This window comes from Bradyrhizobium sp. BRP20 (assembly GCF_020194215.1).
Classification (GTDB): domain Bacteria; phylum Pseudomonadota; class Alphaproteobacteria; order Rhizobiales; family Xanthobacteraceae; genus Bradyrhizobium; species Bradyrhizobium yuanmingense.
Window position 1 is genome coordinate 39902 of sequence record NZ_JADYVY010000013.1, and the last position, 20700, is coordinate 60601.

Sequence of the window (20700 nt, forward strand, 5' to 3'; positions counted from 1 at the left end):
AGAGTCCGCAGACGGGGGTAAGCACGGGTTCGCCCCTGTAGTCGGCTCGGTCGATGCCTGTGGGCGCCCGCGCAAAGCCATCGCCTGTGAGGCTGAACCACCCCATGAGGCTGATCGAACCTGTGGCAGCCTCAGATACGCAAATTTGATCGATCTCGACCGGACCATTCATGATTTCGATCGTCGTCCCAGCCCACAATGAGAGTTCTGTGATCGCACGGACGTTGAGGCAATGGGTTGGCAACTCAGCTTCGGACCAGATCCGTGTGATCGTCGTCTGCAACGGGTGCTCAGACGACACTGCGAACGTCGCCCGGCGTTTCGGCCCAGCCGTCAATGTTTTGGAATCGAACATCGCAAGGAAAACCCACGCTCTGAACCTTGGCGATCAAATCGCGGACGTTTTTCCGCGGATTTATGTTGATGCCGATATTCTGATTACCGTTGATGCCATTCTGGCTTTGGCAAGACGCCTCGATGAAGGTGGCGTTTTGGCGGTCGCGCCTACAGCCGACATCAATCTGGCAGGCTGTTCCTGGCTCGTCCGTAAATACTTCGGAATCCGGTCACGGCTGCCATCTTCGCGGGAGGGTATCGGCGGTTCTGGCGTCTATGCCTTATCTGAGGCGGGACGCAAGCGGTTCGGCCAATTTCCAGACATCACCGCTGATGACACCTTTGTTCGACTTCAGTTCAGACCAGAAGAGCGGGAGACACTGCCCCGCGTTAGGTCCACGGTATTCGCCCCACGCACTCTGCTGCAGCTTCTCGCCGTCAGAACTCGTGCCTACAGGGGAACATTCGAGCTCGCCCGGCGCTTTCCTGAACTGCGCGTCAACAAAGGACCGGCGAATGGCCGGGCGCTCATTGCGCTGTTCAAGGAACCTCGCTTATGGGCCGGACTATTGATTTATTGTGGGGTCAACATTGCCGCTCGCTGTAAGGCTACCCTGGGTTCCCGACTTGGAGCTCATCGTTGGCAACGCGACGACACTTCCCGTGCGGTACTATCAGATTCAATCAAGTAAGATTCCAATGCGGCTGGCATGACAGGAAATCGGACGTGCTCCGCATATAAATCGCTTGATTTTAAATGGCGGCCTGTTAATTTAAATTAAAACATTAAATGCAGGCACCGAGGACCCGATCCGTTGATGGGAGCTTGCGAGCTTGCAGCGTTCTAGGGAGGCCAGCCCATGCTTCTCAGCCCGGTTTTTCACCGCAAGACGTTGCTCAAGAATAACACGCCGCGGTCACCCGGCACTCGGCCGAAACTGCTGGCGGTCTCTTCGGGTGGGGGCCATTGGGTGCAGCTGTTGCGGATCAAACCCGCCTTCGAGCATTGCGAAGTCACGTTCGTCACCGTCCACGACTCCTATCAAGCGCAGGTGCCCGACCACAAATTCTACCTTGTCAATGATGCTAACCGGTTGACCAAACTCGCGCTGTTGAAGGCGGCGCGCAGAATGGCCTGGATCGTTTGGAATGAAAGGCCGGACATCGTCGTTTCGACGGGTGCCGCTCCGGGATATTTGGCATTACGGTTTGGACAAATGATGGGTGCGCGCACTATCTGGCTCGACAGCATCGCCAACATCGAGCAGCTTTCGATGTCGGGCGACCGTATTGGTCATTGCGCCGACCTCTGGCTGACGCAGTGGCCCCATCTGGCGCGACCTGAGGGACCTCATTACACAGGCGCGGTGCTATGAGTATCCTGGCGGTCGGAATGCCGTCACAGCTGGACCAGCAGCTCCATGTCTTCGCGCATCGTGATTTCTCGTGACGGCATTGCTTGCAAGATTACCTCGAGCTTGAAAGTGGATGATAGTCATGCCTCCTCGAGGGGGACTCGATCGCGGTTTCCCCCGGGCGACCATCTGCGCTGACGCGGTTGTGTCGCGTGAGGTTCGGCTACGCGACCGTAGTGTCGTGCGCATCGGCTGCAAGGAAGCCAGGTTGGCGCCTGAAGCTGTCCCCGACAGTGTCGGAGATCGACATTAGATTTAATTATTATCGTTTGGTTAATTGACTTAATTATAATAATCTATGACAAATAAATCGCCACACCGCATCGCGCTCCAGGATAGGAATAGTCCTTGATGCCCTTGTCAGGTTTGAAAGCTCAAGATCATCGGGCCAGTTCTGAGATCGATGTAGCGCCAGGTCCGGGGGCGGGGGGTTGGTGTGGGCGGCTCGCCAGCAGGAGGGCGATAATCCCGTGATTCCGATCGCATTACCGTTGCTTGCTGAGGAGGAGGCCGACGCAGCTCGCGCAGCTGTACTCTCCGGCTGGGTCTCGCAGGGCCCACAGGTGGCAGCCTTCGAGCGCGATTTTGCGGCCCTGGTCGGTGCGCCTTATGCCTGCGCCGTTTCCAACTGCACAACCGCCCTGCATTTGGCGCTCGTCGCCCTGGAGATTGGGCCTGGCGACGAGGTCATCACGGCCAGCCACTCGTTTATCGCCACGGCCAATTGCATCCGGTATTGCGGCGCGACTCCGGTCTTTGTCGACATCGATCCCGGTACATACAATATCGACCCTAACCGGGTTGCCGAAGCGATCACTCGGCGCACACGCGCGGTGATCGCCGTCCACCAGATGGGTATGCCCTGCGATCTGACAGCCCTCGCCACGCTGGCCGATCGCCAGGGCATCATCTTGATCGAGGATGCGGCCTGCGCAGCCGGCAGCCAGATCCGAGTGGATGGCAGCTGGGAGCGCGTCGGCAAGCCGCATGGGCGGATCGCCTGCTTCTCCTTTCACCCCCGCAAGGTCATCACGACCGGCGAGGGTGGGATGCTCACCACCTCCGATGCGAAGCTCGACCATAAGTTCAGGCTGTTGCGCCAGCATGGCATGAGCGTTCCGGACATCGTGCGGCACGGCTCACAGCAGGTGATCTTCGAGGACTATCTGGTAGTCGGCTACAACTACCGCATGACCGATATACAGGCCGCGGTCGGACGCGAGCAGCTCGAGCGGCTGCCTGCACTGGTGTCTCGACGCCGCGCGATCGCGGCCCGCTATCGAGAAATGCTCGGCAATTTCGCAGGCCTGAGACTGCCGATCGAGCCCGATTGGGCGCGGTCCAATTGGCAGAGCTATTGCGTTGGGCTGCCGGACCGCGTCGACCAGCTCAAGATCATGCAAAGCCTGCTCGATCAGGGCATCGCGACTCGACGCGGCATTATGTGCTCGCACCGGGAAGCGCCCTACGCCAAGGACAAGCACCGCCACGATCTGCGGCACTCCGAGTTCGCGCAGGACAATTCGATTTTGTTGCCAATTTACGCGCAGATGAACGAGGAAGATCAGGAGCGGGTCGCCTGCTCGTTGCGAAGGGAGCTCCAAGCCTCTGCATTGTAATAGGCCGCGTTCCTCAAGGCCCAAGACGCCCTGTGCGCTCTTCATGGCGCGTCATCGGGCGAGTTACGGCTTAGGCTCTTCAAAGTGCGGATCCACAATAGGCGAGTTATTCCAAATGCAAAAGCCGCTTGTTAGCTTTGTCGTCCCTTGCTACCGACTGGCTGCTTTCTTGCCAGAATGTGTCGACAGCATCCTCTCGCAGACCTTTGAGGATTTCGAAATCCTCATCATGGATGATTGCTCTCCGGACAACACGGAAGAAGTTGCCAGAACATTCACAGATAGCCGAGTTACCTATGTCAGGAACGAGCAGAATCTGGGAGCGCTCCGGAATTACAACAAGGGAATACTTTTAAGTCGAGGGAAGTACGTTTGGCTTATATCGGCCGATGATCGCTTGCGCCGACCGTACATACTGCAAAGATACGTCGAAACCCTGGAAAATCATCCGGAGGTCGGTCTTGCCTTCTGCCCCGGGGTTAGCCTGAGACGTGGAAAAGAAGGTGCAGTGATAGATTACTCGACCTATGGAGACGTCGATACGATCGTCAGGGGAGAGGAGATCATCAAGCACTCATTGAAAGTAAAAGGAAATGCGATTCTGGCTGCGTCGGTGCTTGTTCGACGTGACTGTTACGAGAAACTGAGCCTCTATCCGGTCGACGTGGTATGGGCCGGAATTCCGGTCGATTTCATTTGGGGCGGCGATTGGTACATGTGGTTATTGTTCTCCTTGAACTATCACGTCGCATACTTTGCAGAGCCGATGGTGTGTTACCGTGAACATGAACTCAGTATGACAAACGCCATCACTCAAGAGAAGATCGATATCTGCTGGCACTCCGAGTTGGCCGTCATCACGATGATATCGCAGGCTGCCAAGGAGAAAGGCGCCCTGACAGTATACAAGGCTTGCTTGGGTGCGCTCGCCAACTTCTATGCCAAACATTGTGCCTCAAAACCCTATTCGTGGATGGGGCAGACATCCTGGTCCACTATAGATCTTCAGCAGGTGGAAGCGACACTCGATCGCAGCCCTTATACTGAGCAGGAGAAGACGTGGATCCGTTCACGCATCATGGTGGCGCTGGCTGAGATCTATTATTCAGAGGGCGATTCTATATCAGCGAGATCATATTATTTGAAGGGATTGAAGCTGAAGCCTTTCATGCTGCCGGTGTTCTTGAAATTGATCGTTCTTTCATTCGGCGGTCCAGGCCGGCAGGTTCGCGAGTTGCTGCGAACCGCTCGAGAGCATTTGGTGCGAGGCTGATTGAAGGATCAGATTCCGAGTTTAACCGACTCTTTTGCTGTAAGTTCGATGAAGAAGACCCTAGTGATCAGCGACAGGTATCCTCTGCCTGAGAAGTTTGGCGCTGACATCAGAACCATGAATCTCGCACGGTACTTTGCCGGCCTTGGGCCCGTCGATATTGCGTATCTCTCGGATTTGCCCTCCGGTCTGCGACAGATGGCAGGAGCGGGGGGGCATCTCGAAAAGGATGACGTATTCTCTGGGATATATTGTTTACAGAAGCTGGAGTACCCTAGAACCTTGCGGGGACGGTTCGGAATGTCGGTTCGTGGCTTTCCGTATCCCGTTAGAGAGTATAGCAAAGCCTCGATGGAGAAGTTGGTCGCGCTAATAGAGTTTGGCGGCTACGATTTTGTGCTGGTGCGATACCTCAGGAATACCGCCGGGTTTTTTGGATTGTCACAGACGGCGAAAATGAAGGTCATCGTTGATATTGATGACGTCCTGACTCTTTCGCTCTATGATACGCTGTTTACCCCGACGAATAATGCCTTGAGGAAACTGTTCCGTGCCATCAACAAGGTGCTCCTGACTTACTATCAAACTCGTTGTGTGACCGCCTTTGGCGCCTGCTTGGTATGTTCCGAGAAGGATAAATTGGATCTGTGGGGTGAAATGGCCTCTGAAAGTATCTTCGTTGTGCCAAACACGTTGGGGATGAGAGGTCCAGGAGAACTCCCCATGGGGAGCGGGTTCGCCGGCCGACACATTTTGCTGTTTATTGGTGCGCTTCACTATCAGCCTAATGTCAGCGGCTTGCTCTGGTTTTTGGAAAACGTGTATCCGCTCTACAGGAATGTGTACCCCGATGCCGTTCTTTTGGTTGTTGGACGTGACCCATTGCCAGAGGTGATCGAAGCTTGCGCTCGCTCAAAGGGAGTCGAGTTGCATCCCGATGTCCCTGATGTCGTCGAGTACTACAAGGACTGTAGAGCGGTTGTTGTGCCATTGCTCGAGGGTAGCGGGACGCGGTTAAAGGTCTTGGAGGCGGCACTCTTGGAGAGGCCCATTATCTCTACAAGGAAAGGTGTAGAAGGGCTGGATGTCGTCTCTGGCGTTCATTTTTTGGAGTTCGATGATGATCGTAGCTTTTGCGAGGCGTATAGGGCCTTAAGCAACGAAACGGTCTATGACGCGCTTGTGGCAAGCGCTGAAAGCATGGTTCTAGAAAGATATTCAAACAGCGCTCTTTCTGCTTCAATGAGCAAGGTGGTTGCACATATCGATTCAAGGAAGGCAAAAATGTCCTCGCCGAGGTCTCACACCCCCGCAGGGCAACCTTCCGGTGAAGCTTTCAATTAGCTACGAATTCTCATCCGTCCAGAGCGGGGCCGGGAGGACCCTGCAGTCCGCGCCGCATGTCGCAGGCTTGGCCGATCTCTTAGTCAATCGCTCTCATGCCCTTGCACTTCAAGCGTGAGCCTCGGCTTGGACTTACGGTGATTCAGCCCTAGGCAGCGTTCAGCAGGAAAGCTACCTGATCGCCTTGCTGTTCAGTATTCAGCTTTGCCGCCCTCTTGGCAAACCCTCTCATTTCCCGCCGGCTGAACACATCATCTGGTCTGGATGATGCTAGCGGCTTGGAGCTCTTGTACATTTCGCTTCCCCAGAACTGAAATGCAGTCGAATCGTCGATTGATTGCCTAACACGCAAACCGCAGCGCTCCGCCAATGCATTCATTCCCTTGCGAGAGGGTATCACAACGTGGCGCGGCGCATCCAGTTGCACCCAATTCGGGCCGTACTCTCTCCACGCATGCGAGGATGAGGTTGGGATGCGAACCAGAATGCGGCCGCCGGGCGCAAGCAACCTTCTTGCATTGCTAAGACTTTGGTCCGGCTCGGGCACGTGTTCTAACGAATGATTGAACATGATGAAGTCAAACTCGCCGGACATACTCTGAAGGTCCGATTTTTGAATCGTCACGGCACCTGCTGCTGGCTCGACAATGTAGGGATCGACTCCTGTAAGATTCTTGAACCCTGCCGCAGACATTCTGTAAAGAAGTTTCCCGGACCCGCAGCCTACGTCCAGCACTCGAGAACTGGGATCAATTCCAAAGCATCCGATGACCGCTACGATGGGATCGTACCTCACAAAGGACGCCACGGCTCCCAATATGCTCTTAGTGCCGAGTGCGTGCGCGTCCCTGACGGCAGTAACACGCGAATTTCGCGACGGTCTGGAGAATGAGTAATACCCATCGGGGTAAAGGCGACTCTCATCGGCTACGTCCGATAAGCGCTGGATCGTCCCACAATCACTACATTCCTGATACTCAAACCGCTCTTTTGTGCCAAACATCATCTCAATAAAGACGTGGTGGCGATGTTCGCTGTCTGACAAGCAAGTTTTACAAATCATATCGAGTACCTAGCCACAACGGCGGATCGACTGCCGGCTAAGCGATCGGTGAGGCCGTAGAGGTGCAGTGTCCTCACTATGACGCGAAACTGACGAGCTTGCCGATGCCTTCGGCTGATCGCTCTGTCCAACCTTCTTGATCGGGCTGTCACTTTGCATGCGCCGCCTTTCGTTCTCGCCGGGTCGCGGCCCGCCGGCAATCAAGCGGAACTCGGTTGGCGAAGCTTCGTGTATCTGCAATGAATATAATAAATAAACTGAAGGCTGTCCAAATTAAATAGGCAAAGATCGCATGTTTTAATTCCGAGGGCTTCCTCTAAAGTTCAACCGAAGCCCGCGTCGCCGGGATTAGGCTGCGCCGGCGTGGGCTTTGCCGGCCGCACCAGTAAACGTGGAGCTTGGTCAGGGCGCGAGGCCGATATTTCAGTCGAGGCTCGATGTTATAACATAACCAAAGCGCGTCTCTAATATTTAAATGGATGGCGATTGAAATTTAAAAGCGATTTAATTATGTTTGGATACGGAGGGCCTTCCGAGGGGCTCCGGGGCTGACAGGCGTATGCCATGCCTCCTGAGACGACGCGGAGTTTTATTCTTGAGTGCAGACAAAGCGGTGAGTAGGCGGAATTTCATGTGCTTACGGACTGGGCCTCCGGCGGAACCCGAGAAAGGCCATTCTTGGTCTGCGCGCTGAAGAATTGCAAAAGTCTGGCCAGCGAACCGGGAGGTCGTGCAGATGGCGCCGGCGTGTCAGGCCCGACTGACTAGGAGCGTTTCGTGATGTCCGAGGCACATCCGCCCAAGGCTGGAGGAATGGCTGAAGAACCCTTGGTCACGGTCGTGATGTGCGTGTACAACGCTGGTAAATATTTTCGACCGTCGCTGTTTAGCATAATTAATCAGACATACAGGAATCTGGATATTCTCATTGTCGACGATGGTAGTTCGGACGGCTGCTTCAGCTCAGTTCAGGATTTGCTGGTAGATGAGCGTGTTCGCGTGATCCATCAAGCGAACTCAGGCAAGCCTGTTGCTATCAATCGAGCGCTCGATCGGATCCGCGGCGAGTTTTACGCAATTCAAGACGCGGATGACATCAGCTATCCAACTAGAATCGAAAAGCAGGTTCGTGCGCTGCTCAACAGTCCGCATTTGGCTGCCGTGTTCTGCGGCAACGAGCTCATCATCAACGAGAGATTCATGGCACCCGTGTTTTCGCCGAAAAGCGAGAGCGACTGCCAGTCCGAGATCAGGGCCTTTCAAATGCCGGCTCTCGATCCCACGGGAATGTTTCGAATGTCATTGGTTGGCGATATCCGGTTCGAGCCGTCGTTAATGGTTGCCGAGACCTGCGATTACATATGGAGAGTCGGGGAGGTGCATCCGATGATCGTATTGGGGGAGTGCCTTTATGCCTACCGCATTCTTCCCAATTCCCTCAGCCGACGGGCGCCAACCTGGCGGAAGCAGTTTGAGGTCGATGTCTTCAGGCGAGCATGCGAGCGGCGCGGTTTGCGGTTTGAGCAGGGTTGCGCGGATGCGATGTGCGGCTACAGAGGATCTAACAACAGTTTATTGGACAACAACATCGCCGCCCATTTCATCAAGAGCGTGCTGGATTGGCGTAGGTCGAACCGTCGGTTGTCGGCATTAAAGACGGGTTGGCAATGTGCGTGTTTGCACCCAGCGGATCCGCACTACTACAAAGCGCTGGTTTACGCCTTGATTTCACCCAGCGTAGCGAGCCGCCTGCGTCGTGACTTCCTGGCGACTCCCCTGGAGACCACGAAATGAAGCGCCTCGTAGGGAGGAATTGTCGCTTTGTGCGGCGCCTCGGCTTCGAGCGCGCTACTTGTTTGCAGAACGTCTCAGATATTTGAGGTACTCGCGTTGACCCGCAAAAGCTTAGAATTGGAATCGGGTTCTCAGCTTACGTATCTGTATGGTCGGCAGTGGAGTCCAGTTGGTCGCGCCGCGGGGGCGCCGCGTTGGGGGACGGAACTGTATCTGAAGCTATTGTTGGTCGCGATTGTCTTGCCCGAAGGATTGTCTTTCTTCGTCGGCGATTTTCGCCTCTCGGTTGCTCGAGTTCTAATTTTCTGTTCCTTCATCGCCGCGCTACAGCAGCTTGGACAGCGTCTAGGCGCGCGAACCGTCGTCTGCGTCCCATCGGATATCTTGGCCCCGCTCACGGGCGTTTGGATGATGTTGGCTGCCACAGTCACTGATGGTCCTGCGGGTTTTAAAGGGGCTGGAATCGAAGCGCTCGAGTTTGTGGGCGCATACCTGACGTTCCGGTTTCTTCTTGGGCCGGTCGATAGTTCCGTTCGAATAGCACGGTTCTCCTGCAAGCTGATGATCTTGATCGTCGGCATAGCGCTTCTTGACCCGCTGAGTGATAAACTGTTCACCTATGAGTTCATCAAAGGTATTACCGGCTATGCGAAGCTTAGTTACGATGGACCATTAGCAATCAGGGCTGACACGTTCTATCGGGACGGTGTCGTTCGCGCCATGGGGCCGCTCGAGCATTCGATATTGTTCGGTGCTGTTTGCGTTTGGTTTGGGGTCGTGGCCTTCACTACGTTCAGGCACCAGGTACTCGGCTGGGGTGTGGCGGGCATCGCCCTCATCGGTGTGTGGTTTTCGCAGGCGCGCAGTCCATTGTTGGCCTATCTGATCGGATTTGCGCTGGCGAGTTTCTATGCCGCAAGCCCTCGCTTCGCTGCCCGATGGAAGTTGGTCGGGTTGTGTGTGACCGCTCTACTCCTTGTTGTTTTCACTTTCTCTGGCAGCCCGGTCGCAACCCTTGTGCGACTTAGCGGAGTAAGCCCAGAGGCGGCCTGGGCCCGTCAAGCGATTTGGGACACGGGAGGACCTGTGGTCCTCGGTTCGCCGATCTTCGGAATTGGTTTGAATGGCGACTGGAATTGGCAGTCGCATGGCGCGCTCGTGAGTTCGAGCGTGGATGCCTTTTGGCTTGCCACCGCAATGTCGTATGGAATTCCGGGAAGCGCGTTGATCCTTTTGACAATTGCCAGCGCATGCTGGCTTGGCTCGATCGACAAATCGCCTCACCTTACTCCCGAAGAGAGACGGCTGTCAGTGGCGCTCGGAATTGTAATAGCGACGATCGCGTTTCTAGGGTTCATTGTGCACTTTTGGGGCATTTGTTGGATCCTCATCGCTGTGTTTACCGGGATGCGAGCGAACCTCGCGGAGACCGCCATATTGCGCGAAAGAGGTGCGACCCGATTACCGGAGACATTTGAAGACGGGGGACCGCGAGGTCATTAGGCTGGCAGGGATGCCGATCAGGATTTCTCGCTGCGCAGGACTAAAGCATGAAGGTTTCCATTATCATACGAACTTACAATCGTGCGTACATCATCGGGGAAGCGATCGAGAGTGCCTTGAATCAGACGTATGCGAATTTCGAGATAATCGTCGTTGATGATGGATCCACAGACGGCACGGCCGCAACGGTGAAAAAGTTTCGAAGCGACAAAGTGCGTTACATTAGGCATGATCGCAATCGCGGGGTGAGTGCGGCAGGCAACACGGGTATAAAGGCCGCCAACGGCGATATCGTTGCTCATCTGGATTCGGATGACCTGTGGAAGCCGGAGATGCTCAGCAGTCTCGTCGATGTTTTGCGGCGTCATCGTCAGATTGGCGCGGTGTTCTGTGACGTTGAGGTCGACCGTGGCAGATCCATCTCGTCAATTGTCTCAAGCATGCGTGCATTTCCGAAACTGCTCGCATCGCGCGCGCGTTCTGATTTCGATGTCTTTCTCTTCAGCAGCCGGGAGATGTATCTGTGTTTGCTGGAAGAAGTGCCTATCAAGCCGACTGCGGTATTGATCCGGCGCACTGTTCTGGATGAGTTTAGAGGTTATAATGAATCATGGTGTTCGGGCGAGGACTGGGAACTGTACCTGAGAATCTCGAAGCATCATGGATTTGGATACGTCGATCGCAAGCTCGCAGTTATGCGGGTGCTCGAGGATTCAACCCTATCGAAACTCCAGGAGGAGGATAAATCGTCCTTGCTGCAGCTGGCAGTGAGCGAGAAGAAGGGGCTTCGGCGAGATCGCGAAGCGCTCGAAGCGGCAAATCGTGCAATCGCTCGGCATTGCAAGGATTTGGGATGGATCTATCTGCACTCGGGAAGACGAATGAAATCGATCTCAACCTACGCTCGCGGATTTGCCGAAACGGGACACGTACCTCTCGTTATGAGAGCCGGCGTGGCTCTTATGCCTCTGTCGCTTACTGCGGGTTTGAAAAAGCTACTTCTATCCAGCGATCGCTCGCTCGCTCCATGAGAGATCTTTCCGGCGAAGTGGTCGATGGTCCGTGTGTGCGGGAATAGAATGACTCAGAACCACATCTCCGACAGGCCGGCGGCACGGCGGATTGCATTCGCCACGATCGGGGATGGGCGCCTGGTCAGGTTCTGGTCCGGTACCCCGTTTCACATGTCGAGATCGCTCGCAGGTGAAGGTCACGAGGTGGTCCATATCGGTCCGTTGAGCGCACCGATATTGCCCCTATACAAGACGTATTCCAGGCTTTGCCGTGCCTTTCGCAGACGCGGCCGTTCCCCGTTGCATGCGGGGGCGGTCGTTGCACAATATGCAGCGGACTCTGCGCGTAAAATCCGAGCGGTGTCGCCCGATATCGTCTTCGCGCCGGCCGGCTCTACCTTTGCATGGAGTGTGCCTAACGGCGTTCCGCTCGTCTATGCGTCCGACGCGACCTTTCGGCTCATTGAGAACTACCATCCTAACTATCGAAACTTGTCGCGAGGTGCTCGGGACATCGCTGAACGCGTGGAGCGGGACACGATCGCGCGCGCGGATCTGATCCTCTACCCGTCGGAATGGGCAGCCGAATCTGCCATCAGGGACTACGGTGCCGACCGTAGCCGGGTGCATGTCATTCCTTGGGGCGCCAACCTCGAAGAAGCGCCGGATCGTGCCTCCGTGCTAGGGTGCCGCAAGCCGGGTCCCTGCCGTCTCCTCTTCATCGGCGCCAACTGGGAGGAGAAGGGCGCTGACATCGCGGTCGGCGTCCTCGCTGAACTGAGGAAGAGGGGCATGGAGGCGGAGCTCGTGATCTGCGGATGTACTCCGCCGAAGTCAGTTGCTCAGGATGGCCTGACGATCATCCCTTATCTCGACAAGTGTGATCGCGAACAGCGCAACCGATTGGATCAACTCTATCGGGACGCGGATCTATTTCTGCTGCCGACCCGGGCGGATTGCTATGGAATCGTGTTCTGTGAAGCCGCGGCCCATGGAGTACCGAGCATTGCGCCGGCCACTGGCGGCGTCCCCTGCGCTGTCCGCAACGGGGAGACGGGCTTGTTGTTGCCACCGGAAGCGACGAAGGCGGACTATGCGGCGGTCATCTTCGAGACCTTTGCTAACCAGGATCGGCTGGCACGCCTGAGACAATCGAGCCGCGACGCCTTCGAGGCCCGATTGAACTGGCAGGCTTGGGCCCGGCGGGTTTCAGATCTGATAGAAACTCTATGATCGTCTTGAATTATCATGAGCTGGTGGAAGCCTCGCCTTCGAACGCGTGGTGCCTGACTCATGAAACGTTCGAAGTGCATCTCGCACTTTGCGGGGAGGCACTGGTCTCGCCCCAGAAGTTTCTGGAGCATTGCTCCGATCCGACATCCCACGGCACCGGCGCGGTCCTGTTGACTTTCGACGATGGATTTATTTCGGACTATACGCATGTCTACGCCCGTTACATGACGACCGGTCGTATCCCGGGTTTCATGTCCTTTATCCCGGTAGACTTTGTAGGCTCGCCGGGACGTATGAGTTGGGACATGATCGAGGAGCTTGCCAAGGGGGGTGTTGCGATCGGCTCACATGGCATGGCCCACGTCGATTTGACGACTGTCTCGGACGCAGAACTCGAGCGCGAGCTCGGTGTGTCCAAGTCGATGCTTGAGGATCGCCTCGGTCGACAGGTAGCTCTCTTCGCTTTCCCATATGGACGGTTTTCCCGACGGGTCTGGGAGGCGGCGCTGAGGGCTGGCTACACACACCTCTTTACAATCCAGCTTGGATATCATCGCGGCTTCGAATCGTTTTTGTACTCCCGCCTTTGTATGACGAACAACATGGATGCTGAGTACATGCGCCGCCACTTGCGCGATCCGGATGCGATGCGCGGCGTTTCCTGGAAAATCAGCACAAAGCTCGGGCTCTATCGCCAACTCATGCGCTTGCGGTATCACTAGCGCTTTAGTATTTGGGCGGTTTCAGTGCTGTGCAAAGCCAGGACATCGCCCGTTGAGTCGTCTTGGCCTCGTCGATCACCTCGAATGCTCGTTTTGCCTCCCGCAACACTGCCAATGATCGCCGCGATGCGGTGTAGTTCGAGACGATGATGCAGCCTCCCGGTTTGAGTGATTGCGCGTAACGCTCGAGCGACCGAACGGGGTCGCGCAAATAGAAAAGAGACTCGTTAAAGACGATGACATCGAAACGGCCGTCGGGCTCGTACACGTCGCCGTCAGCCTGAGAAAAGTCAGTGCGATCATCGTTGTACAGACGGAGCTTCTCGATTGCCACGTCAGAGATGTCCACTCCGACATAGCGTTCATATCCAAGCTGCTTGAAGCGCTCGAATAGCATTCCGTCTCCGCAGCCGATCTCCAGGTACTCGCCGCCACGTCTAAAAGCGTCCATGAAACCGATGAGTGTCCAGTAGCGAGCTACTTCGCGCTGCATGTAGGTCCAGAGGCCATCGCTGTACTCGGCGTCCCAAGTGGATTTCGCTTTTGGGCTGTCACCGAACCCCTGCGCAGTCTCCCACTCGCTAACGGCACGCCCCAGCGCGTCGCCAAAAGGCAGCCGGGCCAATCCGAAGGCATAGTACGCGGCGCGCACCCGGCGCCATGCGTGGTAGTGAAGTGCTGCAAGCATTCCCAACCTGCCAACGCGTATTCGACGTCAGATAGTTTAATACAGGTGAAGTTATCGACAGATCAAGTGTGTACGGCGGGCGAGAACTGCAGATTTCATAGTACCTGTGAGGTGAGCTTTCGCCCGGCCAATTCGCCTGCGCATCTCGGACCCTTGTCCGTGAGCCGCCAGGGAACGATTACCGCAAACGTCTTGCGCTCCTATCGTTCCGTGATCGGATCGAGAGTACCACGCCCCGCAGAATCACAGCACGTCCCCAATGACTCACCCCCGCTCCCAACGCGCGGGCATCATCAGGTCGTGGCTGGACGCTGCCACATCGGGTCTTCCGGTGCCGCGGATCCGGTCTAAAGCGTTGTTTCTACCTGAAAGCCGGCCGGGAGTATTGTCCGCGAGAAGGTAGTGCTTTTGGCAGGAGCTACACACCCCGAATATTCGGAGAAATGGGTTGGCTTGTGCAATGCAGAAATTAAATGCCTGTTAACAGTTGACGGATGTATTTAAGTGCGCCTATCATTATTTGTTTTTGCAATTTGTCACAGAAAATCAAAGCCATGGATAGTGGTTTTGCGGAAGCGATAATTTCCCTTTCATTGCATGCATTGCCGGGGCGGTTGCGCCTAAGCATTAAACCCGGAGCGCTCGGTTACCGGGTTCGCCGACGGATTTGTCTTAAGTCGCTGTTCACAGCTGGTGGCCCATCGCTGTCCGCTTGGCATGCTAGCCCCCGACCAATTTTCGCTTGAAGAGAGTTGTCATGCAGATCGGGCCGGCGCTTTCAGGTGTATTAGGTACCACGACGATTGAGGAGTTGCGGCGCCCGGGAGCGCAGGATGCGATCGTGATCGGCGGGGGAGCCGCCGGGGGATTGGCGGCGCTCTTACTCGCCGAGGCTGGCCTGCGCGTGCTTGTGCTTGAGGCCGGGTGGCAGAATTCGCCGCGAACGACTGGGATACGCCGAGCTATAGCCAGCATGACCCGTAGGCTCGCGGACCCTGCGACACTTCGCTTGCTCCCTCCTGCGGTTGTTCCCTTTGGCAAGATGGCCTTGAGAGGCCTCGGCATGTTGCGCCAGCCCATCCAATCTCGCTGCAGCATCTGGGGCCGAGCGCCGGACTCGTTTGTTGACGATCATGACCTGCCTTACGTGACGCCACGGAGCCAACCTTTTGTCTGGATACGAGCGCGAACGCTCGGCGGACGCGTGGGCCTTCCAGGGCACGGCCGGCAATACTATCGGCTGAACTCCTCCGACCTTGCGCCGTGCGATGGATTGAGCGCGCCTTGGCCGCTAGAGCCGGGTGAGTTGGACCCCTGGTATTCGATGATCGAGCGACGGCTAGCGCTTGCCGGTGCCATGGATAGCGTACCATGGCAGCCTGACAGTCAGCTCTCGCGAGAACTTGAACCTTCACTGAATCAGTTCGCGCTGATGGCAGCTATCCGCGCACGGTGGCCTCACTCGCGGCCGATGCTCACGCGCTTTGCCGCACCGCTGGATGCCTTGGAAACTGCTGCTCTTACAGGGCGCCTTCGATGCCGTGAGGGCGCAGTCGTACGGCAAATCGATGTTGATCGATCAGGTCGCGTACGCGGCGTAGTCTGGTTCGATCAACAAAGTGGAACCGACGTACGCGCTTGCGCTCCGTTGGTCTTTCTGTGCGCGTCCTCGTTAGAGTCGACACGAATACTCTTGCTTTCGCGTTCATTCAAAGGGGGCCAAGGGCTCGGTGCAGGATCTGACGCGCTGGGGCGCTACTTGATGGACCATATTGTCGTAACTGGGTGGGGTGGAGGTGCGCCGCTGAAGCCCAGCCCAGTGCTCGAAGATGGGTGCGCGATTTACCTTCCACGCTTCGATGCGCGCGACAGGCCCGCGCCCCTCGGCGGGCGAGGTTTTGGCGTGCAGTTGTATCAATTTCCAGGAGGGCACGGGCGTTCCCATTTTACTGCGGTTAGCTTCGGTGAAATGCTTCCTCGTGCCGAAAACCGAGTAGCGCTACATCCTACACGACGGGATGTATGGGGAATCCCCGTATTGCATATCGACTGCCGCTATAGCGAAGCGGATTTGGCGCGTGCCCGCGATCAGGCAGCTGCCATACGCGAGATCGCCGCAACAGCTGGCGTGACGTTGAGCCGGGTTAATGAACGGCCGGCCCCGCCTGGCTCCGCGATTCATGAGTGCGGGACCGCCCGGATGGGTATCGACCCCGCGACCTCCGTGCTCGATCCAAATAACCAGTGCTGGGACGCACAGGGATTGTACGTTACGGATGGTGCCTGTTTCCCGTCCCAGGGCACGCAAAATCCCACGTTGACCATTCTCGCTCTGACCGCGCGCGCATGCCATCACGCGGTGAGCACCGTCGCCCAAACAAGGCGAGAAGCTGCATTCGGACTAGCCGGAGGCGCGTCATGACGGTGGCTGCTGCCGCGCCGTTTCGAGAAATCCTTCCGCGAAACATGCTCCCCCTAGGTTTTGGATCCGGCGCACTGTTGAGCAAGCGACGAACCCGCCGTGAGGCTCTTAAGTTGCTCGAAGCAGCTATGGATTGTGGGGTCACATATTTTGATACTGCGCGAATGTATGGTGCCGGTCGCGCAGAGGGCATTCTGGGAGAGTTGGCGGCGCGAAAGCGGGAGCGCCTGGTTCTGGCAAGCAAGGCGGGCATTGTCCCACAAAGTCGCGCACTTCATGTCCGCGCAATGGGTCGTAGCATTCGTCTTCTGCACAATGTCGCGCCAAGTTCAAAGAATTACCTGCCTGTGCCGTCCAACTATCTGCCGCGTTTCGGAGCCTTTGGTCTCGTGGAATTCCGAGAAAGTGTCGAGACTAGTCTCAAGGAATTGCGTACAGATTATCTCGATGTTCTACTCCTGCACGAGTGCAGCGCTGCCGACGTAGAGGAAACGGACCTGATCCGTCTTCTCGATGATCTCAAGCGTGAAGGGAAGGTCCGCGCCGTTGGCATAGCGACAGGCATAGAGGAGACGGTGTCCATCCTCCAAAGATATGCAGCGCTGTTCGACGTTGTGCAGATTCCAAATGCCATCTGGAATATGAACGTCAGGAAAGTTCCGGCAACTAACCGCCTCGTGATTACGCATTCGTCTCTTACCAGCCGATTTAAAATACTGCTCGATAGATTGTTGTCCGATGAGCGGATGGCGGCTGAATGGCGTTCGCTGACGCAGGTAGATCCACGCGATTCGACAGAGCTGGCTCATCTACTGCTGGCTCATGCGCTGAATGCAAATCCAAACGGGATCGTCATCTTTTTCTCGTCCAATCCGTCGAATGTTGTGGCAAACGTGAGATCTGTCAGCAGTCGAGCTATCGACGAGAAGCAGATCGCGGGTTTGAACGCATTATTGGCGAGAAAGCATGTTGCCGAGTTTCTTGACGCGAGCTTCCGAGATCTGAGTTTCTGATCGGTGCAGACCGACGACGGTGGCTTGACTTTGCATCAGTCAGACGCGGCGGAGTATGGTTAGGTCGTCGGCAGGACCTGATCGAACATCTTGTTGCGACCCTGCCGGGGGAGCGGGTGACTGTGTGCTGGGTTCGGGGGACATCAACGATCAGGATGATCGGTGCGCGCTCGTAACTCTCGATCTGAATGGTGTGTCCGGAACGGCATTTGCTTTGCTTGGCGCGCTTTGCGGATGGCGCTGGATTGGCCATTACCTGAATCGGGCAATACGGGTTCGGATTGTTCGCAGCGCGATGTGTGCTCAAATGCTCTTGCTGGACGCTCGCGCTGTTGATTGTCTGGACAAAAAATTATGTCGTGTTTGGCGGCAGATAATCTTGTGGATCGAAATATTTAATTTGTTTTCTGCTGTGGCGCCGTCGACGACACTTGGTAAGCTGTTGTCTAGTGGCGAAGGCGTAACATCGATTCCGGCATACTTTTGTATATCTTCGACCGCTCCGTGTGGCCCTCGTTCAATGCGGTGCACGAGTGGTTGATCGGACTGAAGAAATTTCCGGCATTTAATTCGCGCGATGCGAATGTGTCTAGGGTAGCTCAGGAAATTACCTTGGGTGAGCCGTCGTGTCGTCGCAAAAAAGCCTCCACCCGCCGGGAAGACGCACCCCAACGGCGCTGCGCCAGCAGAGTCGCACTTGGGGTCGCGTCGCTTGGGGAAACAATTGGGCGCGTGCCAGGGGCAAACCAGATTGAAATTAACAGGAGAAAACTAGATGGCATCCATTCCTCTGACATGGAATGATCCGATGTTTAGCGACCAGACCAATTCGGGGACGGTCTGGCTTGGAAATGGAGAGACGATTTCGGGTGTGAGCATTTCCGACCAGAGCGACACTGTCGCCGTCGGAGGGAGCGGCTCGTTCACCATCGACGACGTCCGTATTTCTTCAAGGGAAGGCGTGCGCATTGGGGGCAGCGGTGATGTCACCATCAACAATACGTACATCGAGACAACGGGACTGTCGGGCGATCACGCCGACGGAATTCAGGCCTATGCTCCCGGCGCCACCGGGAATCTGACCATTACAAACTCGACCATTGTATCGCACGACCAGAATGCCACTGCTGGGCTGTTCATCGCAGATGGTTATAGCGGAACGTTCACTTTCAATAACGTGGTGTTCGACGGTGGCCCATTTGGTCTGCGCATTGCCGCGGACGCAGGAGCCGGTCACGATGACTACCTCGCCCTCAAGGACGTGTATTTTGTGGGGCCATTTGCGTATGGCGCGCTTTGGTTGGAGGAGGTCAATGCGAACATACACATCACGCAATGGGAGAATGTTCGCTACGCCACGATCGTGGACGGTCAACTCATCCCCGGCGATCTTATCCCGCCTCCCCTTCCGGTTGAAGGACCGACCGCACCCAGCACGCCGACCGCGCCGGATGCTCCGACTATCGCGTCGTTCTCGACCGACAGCGGCACCGCTGGCGACAAGATTACCAACGACAATACCATCGAGCTCAAGGGCACCGCGGCTGCCGGCAGCACGGTCAAGATCTACGACGGTACGACCCAAATTGGTTCGACGACTACGGACTCGAGCGGCAGTTGGGACTACATCACCAAGATCCTGACCGACGCCAAACATACGCTGACCGCAACGGCGACCAGCTCGTCGGGTCAGACCAGCGCGGCGTCGTCTGCGTTGGCAATCACTATCGATACCAAGGCTCCGACTGCGCCGACCATTGCCAGCCATACCGTGAACACCGCCAATCAGGTGGTGATGTCGGGCAGTGCCGAAGCGAGCAGCGTCGTGAAGGTGTTCGACGGCACGACCCAGATCGGGACCGCGACTGCCAACAGCACCGGCGGGTGGAGCTATACAACCAGCGCCCTTGCGGCCGGCTCGCACAGCCTTACCGCGAAGGCAACGGATGCAGCAGGCAATACCGGCCCGGCGTCCACTGCGTTCACCGCCAGCATCACCGGCACCTCGGCGCCAGCCACACCGACCTCGCCGACTGCCGGCACGGTGGTCGAGTCAGCTGGCGCGACAACTCTCGTTGAGAGCGGCGGCAAATATTACCTCAATGGCAGCACCGGATCGGGCCCCACGCTGAAGGACAACGGTGTGCAGTTTGTGAAAGGGTCGGATGGCACCTGGACTCCCATCGGTGCGGAGAAGACGGCGACGGGCTATGTGGTTGCGTGGAAGGAGACGAGCACGGGTCAGTACACGGCGTGGAACACCGACAATAACGGCAACTACGTGTCCCATGTCAGCTCCCTGACCGGCTCCACAGACGGTGGCTCGGTGTCGGGTACTGACTCTGGCCTTAAGTCGCTCGAGACGAGCTTCCATCAGGATCTGAACGGTGACGGGCAGGTAGGTACTTCCACTGCGACCATCCCGACGTCGCCAACCCCGACGACTGGCAAGGTCGTCGAATCGGCTGGTGTGACAAGTCTCGTTGAGAGTGGCGGCAAATACTACCTCAACGGCAGCACCGGCACTGGCCCGACGCTAAAGGATAACGGCGTGGATTTCGTGGGCGGGTCCGATGGCACCTGGACTCCCATTGGCGCGGAGAAGACGGCGACGGGCTATCAAGTTGCCTGGAAGGAGACGAGCACCGGTCAGTACACGGCGTGGAATACCGACAATAACGGCAACTACGTGTCTCATGTCAGCTCCCTGACCGGCTCCACGGACGGTGGCTCGGTGTCGGGTACGGACTCTGGCCTCAAGACGCTGGAGACCAGCTTCCATCAGGACCTGAACAGTGACGGGCAGATCGGTACGTCCAGCGTAGCTACGTCATCCACTGCAACCGGTAGCAACGCGGCTATTGCGGGCAGTACGTTCATCGCTTCGCCGGGCAACACGACCCTGACCAGCACTTCCGGCGATGACACCTTCCTTGGCAGCAGCCAGGCCGATACTTTCGTGTTTGGCGCGAACTTCGGCAACGACGTCATCAAGGGCTTCGTTGCCCGCGGACCTGCTCACGACACGATCGAGTTCAGCAAGAGTGTGTTCGACAGTTTTGCCAGCGTTCTTTCCCACGCGACGCAGTCAGGCACCGATGTCGTGATCGCGACGGGGAGCGATACGCTCACGCTGAAGAACGCCAAGCTCGGCTCGTTGACCAGCAACGACTTCCACTTCGCGTAGGGGACGGCATCCACAGAGAGCAATCTTCAACAACTGCCTTGGGGGATCTCTTGAGGGATCTTCCAACAAAGGCGC

The 20700-nt window shown here is 56.6% G+C and carries 15 protein-coding genes; 13 read left to right on the forward strand and 2 right to left on the reverse strand.

Annotated elements, in window-relative coordinates; genetic code table 11:
- The first annotated feature begins 170 nt into the window (after nt 1-170).
- The 5 genes from I6F33_RS26445 to I6F33_RS26465 all read left to right on the forward strand — a co-directional run bounded on the left by I6F33_RS26445 (nt 171) and on the right by I6F33_RS26465 (nt 5987).
- The gene (locus I6F33_RS26445) at nt 171-1028 is read left to right on the forward strand and encodes a glycosyltransferase (RefSeq protein ID WP_225132526.1); all 858 of its coding nucleotides are present in this window, start codon (nt 171-173) and stop codon (nt 1026-1028) included.
- Nucleotides 1029-1196: 168 nt separating this feature from the next.
- Entirely contained in the window at nt 1197-1712 is a 516-nt protein-coding gene (locus I6F33_RS26450; RefSeq protein ID WP_225132525.1) for a UDP-N-acetylglucosamine--LPS N-acetylglucosamine transferase, read from the forward strand.
- 509 nt (nt 1713-2221) lie between these two features.
- Complete coding sequence (locus tag I6F33_RS26455) at nt 2222-3370, forward strand: DegT/DnrJ/EryC1/StrS family aminotransferase (RefSeq protein ID WP_225144586.1); 1149 nt, start codon at nt 2222-2224, stop codon at nt 3368-3370.
- Between the two features lie 115 nt (nt 3371-3485).
- A complete protein-coding gene (locus tag I6F33_RS26460) occupies nt 3486-4643 on the forward strand; it encodes a glycosyltransferase family A protein (protein ID WP_225132523.1) in 1158 nt (385 codons plus the stop codon).
- The gene (locus I6F33_RS26465; RefSeq protein WP_225144587.1) at nt 4644-5987 is read left to right on the forward strand and encodes a glycosyltransferase; all 1344 of its coding nucleotides are present in this window, start codon (nt 4644-4646) and stop codon (nt 5985-5987) included.
- Nucleotides 5988-6135: 148 nt separating this feature from the next.
- On the opposite strand, the gene I6F33_RS38380 is transcribed toward I6F33_RS26465, so the two are convergent.
- Complete coding sequence (locus I6F33_RS38380) at nt 6136-7050, reverse strand: class I SAM-dependent methyltransferase (RefSeq protein ID WP_346656323.1); 915 nt, start codon at nt 7048-7050, stop codon at nt 6136-6138.
- Nucleotides 7051-7830: 780 nt separating this feature from the next.
- On the opposite strand from I6F33_RS38380, the gene I6F33_RS26475 reads away from it, so the two are divergent.
- The 5 genes from I6F33_RS26475 to I6F33_RS26495 all read left to right on the forward strand — a co-directional run bounded on the left by I6F33_RS26475 (nt 7831) and on the right by I6F33_RS26495 (nt 13315).
- Nucleotides 7831-8844 (forward strand): glycosyltransferase family A protein, encoded by a 1014-nt coding sequence (locus I6F33_RS26475; RefSeq protein ID WP_225144588.1) that lies wholly within the window; start codon nt 7831-7833, stop codon nt 8842-8844.
- A gap of 225 nt (nt 8845-9069) precedes the next feature.
- The gene (locus tag I6F33_RS26480; RefSeq protein WP_225132520.1) at nt 9070-10347 is read left to right on the forward strand and encodes an O-antigen ligase; all 1278 of its coding nucleotides are present in this window, start codon (nt 9070-9072) and stop codon (nt 10345-10347) included.
- A 47-nt stretch (nt 10348-10394) separates the two neighbouring features.
- The gene (locus I6F33_RS26485; RefSeq protein ID WP_225132519.1) at nt 10395-11378 is read left to right on the forward strand and encodes a glycosyltransferase; all 984 of its coding nucleotides are present in this window, start codon (nt 10395-10397) and stop codon (nt 11376-11378) included.
- Nucleotides 11379-11531: 153 nt separating this feature from the next.
- Entirely contained in the window at nt 11532-12593 is a 1062-nt protein-coding gene (locus I6F33_RS26490) for a glycosyltransferase family 4 protein (RefSeq protein WP_225144654.1), read from the forward strand.
- Complete coding sequence (locus I6F33_RS26495; RefSeq protein ID WP_225132517.1) at nt 12590-13315, forward strand: polysaccharide deacetylase family protein; 726 nt, start codon at nt 12590-12592, stop codon at nt 13313-13315. Before I6F33_RS26490 ends, I6F33_RS26495 begins: the two co-directional genes overlap by 4 nt.
- A 4-nt stretch (nt 13316-13319) precedes the next feature.
- Here the strand turns inward: I6F33_RS26495 and I6F33_RS26500 are convergent, their stop codons facing one another.
- The gene (locus tag I6F33_RS26500) at nt 13320-14003 is read right to left on the reverse strand and encodes a bifunctional 2-polyprenyl-6-hydroxyphenol methylase/3-demethylubiquinol 3-O-methyltransferase UbiG (RefSeq protein WP_057029397.1); all 684 of its coding nucleotides are present in this window, start codon (nt 14001-14003) and stop codon (nt 13320-13322) included.
- Nucleotides 14004-14760: 757 nt separating this feature from the next.
- Between I6F33_RS26500 and I6F33_RS38645 the strand changes: the two genes are divergently transcribed.
- The 3 genes from I6F33_RS38645 to I6F33_RS26515 all read left to right on the forward strand — a co-directional run bounded on the left by I6F33_RS38645 (nt 14761) and on the right by I6F33_RS26515 (nt 20625).
- Nucleotides 14761-16425 carry a GMC family oxidoreductase gene (locus I6F33_RS38645; protein WP_225144589.1) on the forward strand — a complete coding sequence of 555 codons (1665 nt, stop codon included), beginning with the start codon at nt 14761-14763 and terminating at the stop codon, nt 16423-16425.
- The gene (locus I6F33_RS26510; protein ID WP_225132515.1) at nt 16422-17438 is read left to right on the forward strand and encodes an aldo/keto reductase; all 1017 of its coding nucleotides are present in this window, start codon (nt 16422-16424) and stop codon (nt 17436-17438) included. Before I6F33_RS38645 ends, I6F33_RS26510 begins: the two co-directional genes overlap by 4 nt.
- A gap of 775 nt (nt 17439-18213) precedes the next feature.
- The gene (locus I6F33_RS26515; protein ID WP_225144590.1) at nt 18214-20625 is read left to right on the forward strand and encodes an Ig-like domain-containing protein; all 2412 of its coding nucleotides are present in this window, start codon (nt 18214-18216) and stop codon (nt 20623-20625) included.
- Nucleotides 20626-20700 lie beyond the last annotated feature (75 nt).